The 250-nt window shown below is 70.0% G+C and carries 1 pseudogene; it reads right to left on the reverse strand.

Annotation, left to right across the window (positions count from 1 at the left end):
* Window positions 1–250, reverse strand: a pseudogene (locus SB725_RS32815) (hypothetical protein); the annotation flags it as partial.

A 250-nucleotide genomic window follows, 5' to 3' on the forward strand; every position in this document is an offset into this window, starting at 1 on the left:
GCATCGGCAAGATTCGCGATCAGATTGTCGACCACGACGCGCTTCAGACTGACGAGCGCCGCCGACGCGTCGAGATCGCCCGAGTGGATGCACAGCTCGACCGACGGCAGCGGCGGCAGGCCGTCCCGTTCGCCCAGCCGGCGTAGCGTCGGCGGGACGCCGGCCATCGTCCTCAGCGTGATCCCCAGCCCGCCCGCGACGCCCGCCCACAGGCTTTGCAGGCTGCCTGTCGTATAGGCAAGTCGCCACG

Origin of the sequence: Pseudomonas sp. SIMBA_041, from assembly GCF_046535095.1 — a bacterium.
Classification (GTDB): Bacteria; Pseudomonadota; Gammaproteobacteria; order Pseudomonadales; family Pseudomonadaceae; genus Aquipseudomonas; species Aquipseudomonas mucoides.